General features: G+C 70.1%; 6 protein-coding genes and 3 pseudogenes. 8 read left to right on the top strand and 1 reads right to left on the bottom strand.

What is annotated here, in order from left to right; all coding sequences use genetic code 11:
* The 7 genes and pseudogenes from ACGFYQ_RS20875 to ACGFYQ_RS20845 all read left to right on the top strand — a co-directional run.
* Positions 1–272: pseudogene (locus ACGFYQ_RS20875) on the top strand (sulfate ABC transporter substrate-binding protein); the annotation flags it as partial.
* A gap of 34 nt (positions 273–306) precedes the next feature.
* Positions 307–546 (top strand): annotated as a pseudogene (locus tag ACGFYQ_RS20870) (ATP-binding cassette domain-containing protein); the annotation flags it as partial.
* 292 nt (positions 547–838) lie between these two features.
* On the top strand, positions 839–931 hold the full coding sequence (locus ACGFYQ_RS20865) for a putative leader peptide (RefSeq protein WP_393745902.1): 93 nt from the start codon (positions 839–841) through the stop codon (positions 929–931).
* Positions 932–1,088: 157 nt separating this feature from the next.
* Positions 1,089–2,492, top strand: coding sequence for a sulfatase (locus ACGFYQ_RS20860; RefSeq protein ID WP_393745900.1), 1,404 nt, complete (start codon positions 1,089–1,091; stop codon positions 2,490–2,492).
* Between the two features lie 71 nt (positions 2,493–2,563).
* Positions 2,564–3,490 carry a formylglycine-generating enzyme family protein gene (locus ACGFYQ_RS20855; RefSeq protein ID WP_393745898.1) on the top strand — a complete coding sequence of 309 codons (927 nt, stop codon included), beginning with the start codon at positions 2,564–2,566 and terminating at the stop codon, positions 3,488–3,490.
* A 362-nt stretch (positions 3,491–3,852) separates the two neighbouring features.
* Positions 3,853–4,353, top strand: a pseudogene (locus tag ACGFYQ_RS20850) (molybdopterin cofactor-binding domain-containing protein); the annotation flags it as partial.
* Positions 4,350–4,556 (top strand): hypothetical protein, encoded by a 207-nt coding sequence (locus tag ACGFYQ_RS20845; RefSeq protein ID WP_393745896.1) that lies wholly within the window; start codon positions 4,350–4,352, stop codon positions 4,554–4,556. The pseudogene ACGFYQ_RS20850 and the gene ACGFYQ_RS20845, both read left to right, overlap by 4 nt.
* Before the next feature lie 44 nt (positions 4,557–4,600).
* On the opposite strand, the gene ACGFYQ_RS20840 is transcribed toward ACGFYQ_RS20845, so the two are convergent.
* Complete coding sequence (locus tag ACGFYQ_RS20840) at positions 4,601–8,638, bottom strand: molybdopterin-dependent oxidoreductase (protein ID WP_393745943.1); 4,038 nt, start codon at positions 8,636–8,638, stop codon at positions 4,601–4,603.
* A 622-nt stretch (positions 8,639–9,260) separates the two neighbouring features.
* On the opposite strand from ACGFYQ_RS20840, the gene ACGFYQ_RS20835 reads away from it, so the two are divergent.
* Positions 9,261–10,769 carry an SDR family NAD(P)-dependent oxidoreductase gene (locus ACGFYQ_RS20835; protein WP_393745894.1) on the top strand — a complete coding sequence of 503 codons (1,509 nt, stop codon included), beginning with the start codon at positions 9,261–9,263 and terminating at the stop codon, positions 10,767–10,769.
* Positions 10,770–10,800 lie beyond the last annotated feature (31 nt).

The raw sequence follows: 10,800 nt of genomic DNA, 5'->3' as shown, positions 1-10,800 counted from the left end.
CGGACAAGGCGAAGGCCTCCGCCAACGCCAAGCTCGCGGCCGACAGCGGCAAGCCCCTCGAAGCGAAGATCATCGACCCGGCGTGGCCGAGCATCTCGATCACCGACGACCCGCTGGCCTCGACGCTGAAGACCCAGTCCGAGTGGGCGGTCAAGGCCAAGCTCATCGAGCAGCCCGACCTGGCCGGCATCTACGACCTGACGCTGCTGAACAAGGTCCTGAAGGCCGCCGGCAAGCCCGAGGTCTCCGACGCCGGTCTCGGCGCCAAGTAACCCCGAAATCCAGCATCCCCAGGAGGTGACGACCATGGCCACCACGCTCGCCAAGGCTGCCGAGGGCATCGCAGCGGAGCAGACGCACGCCGCGCGCATCGAGCACGTCTCGAAGTCCTTCTCCGGCCCGGCCGGATCGCAGCTCGTCCTGGACGACATCAGCCTCGATGTCGCTCCCGGAGAGTTCGTCACCATCCTGGGGGCCTCGGGGTGCGGCAAGTCCACCCTGCTGAACCTGGTCGCAGGCCTGGACAAGCCGTCCGCGGGGTCCATCTAAACGCCCTGGCCCAGGAAAGCCAGCTGCTGCTGATGGACCGTTCGCCGCGCTCGACGCCATCACCCGGGACGTCCTGCACGGCGAGCCCACCCGCATCCGGGAAGCAGAACCGGCGGTGGCCGCCGCCGCGCCTACGCGTCCCGCGCGGCCTCCTGACCACCGCGGTGACGAGGCCGGCGGCGACCGCACCCCGCGGCCGCCCCTGCCAACCCACGGCTGTGCAAGCGGAGTTCCACATTTCACAAGCCGTACATGGACCGGCCTCACCCCCGGCCCTAACCTCATCGGCATGGCAGCAGGAAGCCTTCTCACTGCGCGCCGCCACGTCGATCTGGGCAGGCTGGCGAGCTCTCTGTGTCCGATCGCCCGGGCGCGACGGTAATCACGCCTCTTCGCGCGGGATCCCCACCTGGCATCTCGCACCGGCCCGCCCCGAAGGGCCCTGCCGGTCGATGCCTGACTCTCGTCTCTCTTCCACCCCTTCACGGCAGTTGACCTGCCGTACCCGTACGAGCTGCGGAACCAGGAGAAGACATCCCATGAGCGACAACAGCAGACCGCGGGTGAGCCGCCGCGGATTCCTCGCCGGTACGGCGGCCGCCGCGGCCGCCGCGGCGGTTCCCGCGATCGCCCAGGTGGCGGCAGCCAGTCCCGCCGCTGCCGCGACCCGTCCCAACATCCTGCTCATCGTCACGGACGACCAGCCCAAGCACACCGAATGGGCGCTGCCGAAGACCACGGCCTGGCTGGCCGACCAGGGCGTGAAGTTCACCAACGGGCACGTCACCACCCCGCTCTGCTCGCCCTCCCGGTCGTCGGTCCTCACCGGCCGCTACGCCCACAACCACGGGGTCCGCAACAACAAGGCCTCGTACCGGCTCGACCAGAGCACCACCCTGCCGCGGTACCTGAAGCAGGCCGGCTACCGCACCGGGCTGTTCGGCAAGTGGCTCAACTCCTGGACCCTGTCGGACAATCCGCCGCACTTCGAGGAGTTCGCCCTGCTCCAGCCGGGCTACGTCGACGCGCAGTGGAACGTCAACGGCACGGTCCAGACGATCAACGGCTACACCACCAACGTCATCAAGAACCGCACCCTGAGCTTCCTGGACAAGGCGGCGGCCGATTCCCGGCCCTGGTTCGCGTACGTCACCCCGTACGCCTCGCACGGCCCGCGGACCCCCGAGGCGAAGTACGCCGGCACCGCCGTCCCGGACTGGAGCGGCAGGCCCTCCGTCCCGGAGAACGACCGCAGCGACAAACCGGCCTACGTCCGGAACGCGACCGGGACCCTCGCCGACGGGAAGCAGATCCGTGAGGAACAGCTGCGCACCCTGCTCACCGTCGACGACACGGTCCAGGCGTTCAAGAACAAGCTCCAGGCGCTCGGACAGCTCGACAACACCCTGGTCGTCTACATCGCCGACAACGGCTTCGGCTGGGCCGACCACGGCTGGACCAAGAAGTCGGTGCCCTACCGCCCCGCGCACGAGGTCCCGTTCTACCTCTCCTGGCCGGCCGGCGGCCTGAGCTCGGGGACCACCGACAACCGCATCACCGCCAACATCGACATCGCCCCCACGATCCTCGACGCGGCCGGCGTCACGCCCACCCACGCGGTGGACGGCAGGTCCCTGCTCTCCTCGTACAGCCGCGACCACCTGCTCGTCGAGTGGTGGGAGCAGGGCGCGAACGCGGGCGGCCCGCCCACCTGGGCGTCGTACGTCGCCAAGAACAAGCAGTACACGGAGTACTACGACCTCACCACCGACGGCAACGGCACCGTGTCCGGCACGGGGCAGGTGAAGTTCCGCGAGTACTACGACCTGGCGGGTGACCCGTACCAACTGACGAACAAGCTGTACCAGGCCACCCCGGCGGACGAGCAGAACCTGGGCATTCCCGCCCTGGCGGCACAACTCGCCGCGGACCGCACCGCGTAGCCCCACCCGGCCGGGTGCCCCGCGGCATCGCCCGCGGGGCACCCGCCCCGACCCACACCGACGGAGCCGCCATGCGTTCTTGCTGCACCCCCGGACACGGTGACGCCACCACCGTCGCGCTCTCCCTGGCACCGCCGCCACGTGCCGCCGCCGCCCAGCGGGCCGCCCGGCGGCTGATCGACCTGCCGGGCGGGCACTTCCTCATGGGCACCGACGACCCGGACGCCTTCCCGGCCGACGGCGAAGGGCCGGTACGCGAGGTCGCCGTCGGCCCGTTCCGTATCGCCACGACGGCGGTGACCAACGCCCAGTTCGCCACCTTCGTCAAAGCCACCGGCCACGTCACCGAAGCCGAGCACTTCGGCTTCTCCTTCGTCTTCGGCGGCTTCCTGTCCGACGACGTCGCCGCCGTGTCTCCGCCCGTGGCGGCCGTCCCCTGGTGGCGGGCCGTCCCCGGCGCGAGCTGGCGCCAGCCCGAGGGCGTCGGCTCGTCCGTCACCTCACGCCAGAACCACCCCGTGGTCCACGTCTCCTGGAACGACGCCCAGGCGTACTGCGCCTGGTCCGGCACCCGCCTGCCCACCGAGGCCGAATGGGAGTACGCGGCCCGCGGCGGCCTCGAACAGCGGCGCTACCCGTGGGGCGACGACCTCACCCCCGGCGGCCGGCACATGTGCAACATCTGGCAGGGCGACTTCCCCGCCCTCAACACCGCGGAGGACGGCTTCGAGGGCACGGCGCCGGCGAAGTCCTTCCGCCCCAACGGCTTCGGCCTCTACAACGCCGTCGGCAACGTATGGGAATGGTGCGACGACTGGTTCACTCCCGGAACCAGCCGCGTGATGCGCGGCGGCTCCTACCTCTGCCACGACTCGTACTGCAACCGCTACCGCGTCGCGGCCCGCAGCTCCAACACACCTGACAGCTCCACCGGCAACATCGGCTTCCGCGTGGCCGCGGACAGCGGCGCTGCCGCCAGGACGACACGACCGTCTTGACAGCGCCCGGACACGCGTCGACACTCCGGAACGGCGAATCCTGGTGAACCGGTAGGGAATTATGGGTTGTCCTGCGCTGGACCGCGGCACGGACGGCGTCCGTATCGCCGTCCTGCCACTGCCGCTGCCGCTGCTGACGTCCCGCCGCCACATCGACCTTCTGCGCGTATGCAGTGCGGCGAGTCCCCTGCACCCTGGCGGCCCCGTGCCCGCCCGCCCCTGACCCTCCGCGTACTCACCCACCGGGTCCCGGCCGCGCCGGAGTCGTCGCGGGCCGTCACCGTCGTATGTCGTGATCGAGCACTCCCAGGGAGACGCATGTCCACCACTTCCCCGAAAGCCGTGCCGTCCTTCCGGAGCACGAGATCGCGGCGGACGGCCACTGGGGCGGCTCCCCCCGCTCGGTGGCCTTCAACGCCCAGTGGTTCCGGATCGCCGTCGACCCCGGCACCGGCGAAATGAAGATTCTGCGCAGCGTGCACGCGGCCGACGCGGGCAAGGTCATGAATCCGATGCAGTGCCGCGGCCAGGTCGAGGGCGGAGTCGCCCAGGCCCTCGGCGCCACCCTCTTCGAGACCGTACGGGTCGACGAGCGCGGCGAGGTCACCACAGCCGCCTTCCGCCGCTACCGCCTCCCGTAGTACGCCGATGTCCCGCGCACCGAAGTCCACTTCATGGAGGCCTCGGACGCGATCGGCCCGCTCGGCGCCAAGTCCATGTCGGAAAGCCCCTTCAACCCGGTGGCCCCGGCCTTCGCCAACGCCCTGCGGGACGCCACGGGGATCCGCTTCACGGAGATGCCCGTGACACGCGACATCGTCTGGCAGAAGATCCATCAGAAGATGCAGGGCGGAAACGAATGAATCCGCCACGGCTGCGACTCCGCGACGTGGTCGCGGACGCGGGCCCGGCCTTCGACGCCCGGCGGAGAAAGGACCGAAGCCGCTTCCTCGATGAGGCGGGTGCGCAGCTGGTGGTCCCCACGGACCGGTGCGGGGCGCGCCACGTCAGCGCCGTCACACACGTGTGGTTCGGCGCGCTGTCACCGCCGAGCCCCGGCCTGTAAGTGCCTCCGGCGGCCCCGAAGGGGATCTGGGACACCTCGGCGGATCAGTAGATGTCGCGCACGTACCGCTTGTCGGCGGCGAGCTGCTTGACGTACAGGACCGCCCCGTCTTCGTCGAGGCCGCCGTGGGCGACGGCGATGTCGCGCAGTGCCCGGTCGACGTCTTTGGCCATCCGCGCGGCGTCGCCGCAGACGTAGAAGTGTGCGCCGTCCTGGAGCCAGGACCAGAGCTGGGGGCCGCGTTCGCGCATCCGGTCCTGGACGTAGATCTTGGTGCGCTGGTCGCGCGAGAAGGCGGTGTCGAGCCGGGTGAGGGTGCCGTCGGCGAGGAAGGCGGTGAGTTCGTCCTCGTAGTAGAAGTCCGTGGCGCGGTGCTGTTCGCCGAAGAAGAGCCAGTTGGGGGCCCGGTGGCCGCGGGCTCGGCGTTCCTCGAGGAAGCCGATGAAGGGAGCCACCCCCGTCCCCGGGCCGACCATCACCATCGGCGTCCCGGGATCCGCCGGAGGCCGGAAATGGGGGGAGCGCTGGACGAAGACCGGGACCGCGGCGTCGGGCGCCGCATCGGCGAGGAACGGCGAACACACGCCCTTGCGGGGGTGGCCGTGGACGTTCTCGTACCGGACGACGGAGACCGTCAGCGACACCTGGTGGGGGTCGGTGAGCGGGCTGGAGGATATGGAGTAGAGGCGGGGCTGGAGGCGCTTGAGGACGGTCGCCCACTCCTGGGCCGTGGCGCGGAACGGGTACTCGGCGATGACGTCGACCGCCTGCCGGCCCCAGGACCACCGGGCGAGCTCGCCCTTGTTGTCGGGGCGCAGCAGCTTCTTCAGTTCACGGTCGCCGGTGCGTTCGTTGATGAAGCCGAGCAGTGCGGGGGTGAGTTTCGTGATGTCCAGGTGCCGGTGCAGGGCGTCGGCCAGAGCGACCGCGCCGATGCCGGCGGCCTCGATGGTTTCGGCGGGGTCGACTCCGGTGACGGCCAGCCATTCCGTCACGAGGTCGGGGCAGTTCACGGGGTGCACGCCAAGAGCGTCGCCGGCCTCGTAGACGAGCGGAGTCCCGCTGTCCCGGGTGTCGAAGGTGAAGCGGCGGACCTCCTTGACCGCCCCCGGAAGGCTGAGCAGCCGGTTGCCTGTCAGCCGTGCGGTGGCCAGGGCCGGCTTCGAAGTGCGGACAGGCTTGGCAGCCGGGGCAGGGGCCGCGTCTGTTGCCGGCTGTTCGGTGAGATCGGTGAGGACCTGCTCCAGCCAGGCCTGGGCAGATGGCTCGTAGTCCGGTTCGCAGTCCGTGCGCGGTGCCAGACGTACGGCCCCCAGCTCGTCCAAGCGCTGGTCCAGGCGGCGTCCGTGGCCGCAGAAGTCCTCGTACGAGGAGTCACCGAAGGCGAGCACGGCATAGCGCAGGCCGTCCAGGCGCGGAGTGTCGGCAGCCGTGAGGGCGTCCCAGAACCCGGAGCCGTTGTCAGGGGCGTCGCCGTCGCCGAACGTGCTGGTGATCAGCAGCAGATCGGCGGCAGGGGGCAGGGACTTCAAGTCCGTGTCGTCCATGCCGACGAGCGCGGCACGGTGTCCCGCAGCGGAAAGCCGTTCGGCGGCGGCCGCGGCGAATTCCTCGGCGTTGCCCGTCTGCGAGGCCCACAGCACGACGACGTCACGGCCCGGGGCAGTGGCCGGCGCCGTGCCTTGCGCCGTGGCTTCCGCCGCGGTCTGCGGGGCTCGGGAGTACAGGCCGGCGAGCACTCCGTTCACCCAGCGCGCGTGCTCCTCCCTGAACGGCGCACCGGGCGGCAGCACGGGAACGCCGGGCGCGCCCGATTCCAGTCCGGCGAGGAATCCGACCAGGTACTGGCGTTCGTGCTCGGCGAGCACGGGCGGGGATGTGCTCTCCAGCCCGAAGACGGCTGCCTCGCCGGGCCGGATGGCGGTCGGCACGATCGCCGGAGCCACGACCGCGGCCGGCTCCTCCGCAGGGGCGGACACGGGTGCCGGAGCCACGGTCACCGGCGTGGAGACCTTCGCCAGCGTCACCGCGCACAGCTTGAACTCGGGCTGGAAGGAGATGGGGTCGACGGCGTCGCTGGTCACCGCGTTGATGCTCAGGTACTCGCCGAACAGGTCGTTCCAGTGGAACGGCGCGAAGCAGCAGCCCGGGCGCACCCGGTCGGTGATGACGGCGGGCAGTACGGCGCGGCCGCGCCGGGAGGCGACTTCCACCGAGTCGCCTTCCGCTATTCCCAGCCGCTCCGCGTCCTGCGGGTGGACCTCGACGAAGGGGGCCGGGTTGAGCTTGTTGAGTTTGGGGACCTTTCCGGTCTTGGTGAGGGTGTGCCACTGGTGCTGGAGCCGCCCGGTGTTGAGGGCGAACGGGTAGTCGTCGTCGGGCATTTCGGCGGCGGGGATGTGCGGGCGGGCGAAGAAGACGGCTCGTCCGCTCGCGGTGGGGAACACCGGGCCCCCGTCCTCGGCCAGGTAGCGGATGGGGTTGCGGTCCGGTCCGTCGGCCGTCGCGGCGGGCCACTGGACGGGCGTCTCGCGAAGCCGTTCGTACGTCACACCGCGCAGGTCGTAGCCGGTCCTGGGGTTCGCCGCACGCTTGATCTCCTCGAAGACCTCCTCGGCGCTGTCGTACGAGAAGGCGTGGGCGTAGCCCATCGCGCAGGCGATGCGCGCGATGATCCGCCAGTCCGCGAGCGCCTCCCCCGGCGGGTCCACGGCGGGCCGGGAGAGCGTGAGGTTGCGCTCACTGTTGATCAGTACGCCCTCGGTCTCGGTCCACAGGGCGCCGGGGAGCACGACGTCGGCGTAGGCGTTGGTCTCGGTGTCGGCGAACACGTCCTGAGTGATGACGAGTTCGGCCGTCTCCAGACCCTCGATGACGGTCCTGCGGTTGGCGACCGAGGCGACCGGATTGGTGCAGATGATCCAGCACGCTTTGATCTCGCCGTCCGCCATGCGCTGGAACATCTCGACGGTGCCCTTGCCGGATCCGTCCTCCCGTACGGTGCCGGGCTCCAGTCCCCACAGCTCCTCGACGAAGGCACGGTCCTCGTCCACGAGCACCGACCGCTGTCCCGGCAGGCCGGGCCCCATGTAGCCCATCTCGCGGCCGCCCATGGCGTTGGGCTGACCGGTGAGGGAGAACGGGCCGCTGCCCGGGCGGCAGATCGCGCCGGTGGCCAGGTGCAGGTTGATCAGGGCATTGGTGTTCCAGGTTCCGTGGGTGGACTGGTTGAGCCCCATGGTCCAGCAGCTCATCCACTCCCCGGCCGCGCCGATCCACTCCGCGGCCCGCCGGATGTCCGCTTCCGGGATGCCGGTGATCTCGGCAACCGTCGCGGGCGGATAGTCGGCGAGGAACTCCGGCATCGCCTCCCAGCCCTCGGTGCGCTCCGCGATGAAGCCGGCGTCCGTGTGACCGTTCTCGACCAACAGGTGCAGCAGTCCGTTGAGCAGGGCCAGGTCGGTCCCCGGCTTGATCTGCAGGAAGAGGTCGGCCTTGTCGGCGGTGGCGCTGCGCCGCGGGTCGACGACGATCAGCTTGGCCCCCGCCCTCACCCGCTCCATCAGCCGCAGGAACAGGACGGGGTGGCAGTCGGCCATGTTGGAGCCGATGACGAAGAAGACGTCCGCCTTCTCGAAGTCCCGGTACGAACCGGGTGGGCCGTCGGCGCCGAGGGAGAGCTTGTAGCCGCTGCCCGCGCTGGCCATGCACAGCCGGGAGTTGGACTCGATCTGATTGGTGCGGACGAAACCCTTGGCGAGCTTGTTGGCCAGGTACTGGGCTTCGAGGCTCATCTGCCCGGAGACGTAGAACGCGACGGCGTCGGGCCCGTACTCGTCGATGATCGCCCGCAGCCGCAGGGCCGTACGGGGAATCGCCTCGTCGACGCGGGTGGGAAGCGGCTCGGCCCCTCGCTCGGGACGCGCCAGTGCGGTGGTCAGCCGTCCTGGGGCGGCGAGCATGTCGGCCGTCGTCGCGCCCTTCGTGCACAGCCGGCCGAAGTTGGCGGGGTGGGCCTTGTCGCCCGACGCCTTGAGCACCTTCCGGCGGCCGTCGGGGCCCGAGGCGATGTCGAGGACCATGCCGCAGCCCACACCGCAGTACGAGCAGACCGTCCGCACCTGGGAGACGGCCGTCGACGAGTCCTGTGGGGGCACCGGATGGCCTCTCTGTTGATCGACGCGTACCCCCGACGGTACGAAACGCCCATTACACCGATGTGACCCCGGCTGATCATGCGCGGTAACGCTCGTCACACACCCGCTCGGTCGACACTGTGAGGACGAGAGCGGTCGTGCACATGCCAGGTAATTCGCGAGGCACTTGCGCATGTGCAGCGCATTGCTGCCCTGAAGGGTACATCCGTGGGTGGGGCAGACGAAGGGCGGGGCGATGGCGCGGCCTCACAGGGACACGGAGAGATCCCGATCCGGTGGGCGAGACGCAGGAGGCGGCCGGGCAGCAGTTCGCCGGGAGCGGGGGCCGGGCCGGAAAAGGCACCCTGGCTTTCCTGCCGACGGCCTATTCTGATCATCACCGACGGACGAAGCGACGTGCTACGCGTCCGCCGTGAGCACGGCTTCCTCATCCCCGGCGGCGCCCGGCTGCCCTTCGCTCCGGGTGGCCCGGTCTTCCACGTGCGATGAACGCCACCAGGCGGGGGGAGAGGGATCCGCGAACGACCCATCACACGTGAGGCACCCCATGGATAGTGAGCTCATACAGACCTGCCTGGACCTGCTGCACCAGGCACGGCAGCTACCCGTGGACGATGCTCAGCGCCGCCTGCTGGAACAGGCTGCCGGCGAACTCGTCCGCGACGGCCGGCATCGACGCCGTGCCGAGGCACGCGCGGAACGGGCCGCAGCCGACGCGAAGCTGCTCACCGCCACCGCGATGGGCGCCTCCGACCGCGTCATGGACGCCGCTCTGTCCGCCCGAACCCCGCCCGAACGAGGCCTGACGGTCCGCGAATACGTTCAGCTTCGCCCCGGACCGTCTGCGGCGCGACAGCTGCCAGACCGTACGCCGGACGGTGACGGGCAGTCACGACTGCTGAACCGCCCCCAACGCTGCTATGTCTGCAAGAACCACTACCGGCAAGTCCACGACTTCTACCACCTGCTGTGCCCCAAATGCGCCGGCGAGAATCTTGCCCGCCGCACGGCCCGCACCGACCTCACCGGCCGGCGTGCGCTGCTGACCGGCGGACGCGTCAAGATCGGCTACCAGGTCGCGCTGATGCTCCTTCGGGACGGAGCCGAGCTCACTGTGACCAGCCGCTTCCCCCAGGACACGGTGCGCCGGTTCGCGGCGGCCCCCGGCGCCGCGGATTGGTGGCACCGGCTGCGGATTGCCGCCCTGGACCTGCGCGATCCCCGGCAGGTCCTCGCCTTCACCGACCACATGCTCTCCCAGGGTCTTCCCCTGGATGTTCTGATCAACAACGCGGCCCAAACCCTCCGCCGCTCTCCTCAGGCGTACACCGCGCTGGCTGCTGCCGAATCCACCTCAACCCCTGCGTCACTCACCGCGCCACAGATCTGGACCGCTCCAGGATTCTCCGTACCCGGCCCCCGCACCACACCTCTGCCGTGGACGGCGGAACTCGCCCCGCGCCTCCGAGCGCCCTACGCCCTGGCCGGTACCGCAGACTCGGCTGACGCCTCAGCAGCCGCTCCGCTGCCGCAGGAGGCCGTCGACGAGGCGGGCCTGCTGCCCGAGACAACCGCAACCAACTCCTGGACACTGCGTCTGGGACAGATCGACCCTACTGAGCTGCTGGAAGTCCAGCTGGTCAATGCCGTCGCACCGTTCCTGCTCGCCGACCGTCTGCTACCTCTTCTCGATGCCTCCCCGCACCCACACCGCTACCTCATCAACGTCTCGGCAGTCGAAGGCCAGTTCACCGTGCGCAACAAGACCAGCGACCACCCGCACACCAACATGGCCAAAGCCGCCCTGAACATGCTCACCCGCACCAGCGCCGCCGACCTGGCCACCCGCGGCATCCACACCTGCAGCGTCGACACCGGCTGGGTCACCGACGAGAAGCCCCTCCCCGCCCAGAAGCGGCACGCCGCCACCGGCTGGCGCCCGCCACTGGACATCGTCGACGGCGCCGCCCGCATCTACCACCCCATCGTGCAAGGACAGGCCGGCGCACCCATCCACGGCATCCTCCTCAAGGACTACCAGCAGGTCCCATGGTGATCCCTCCAGCAATGTGACCGCGGCATCGCCT

This window comes from Streptomyces sp. NPDC048258, from assembly GCF_043201995.1.
Classification (GTDB): domain Bacteria; phylum Actinomycetota; class Actinomycetes; order Streptomycetales; family Streptomycetaceae; genus Streptomyces.
The sequence above is the reverse complement of the archived record's forward strand: the minus strand, read 5'-3'. Positions and strand labels throughout refer to the sequence as shown.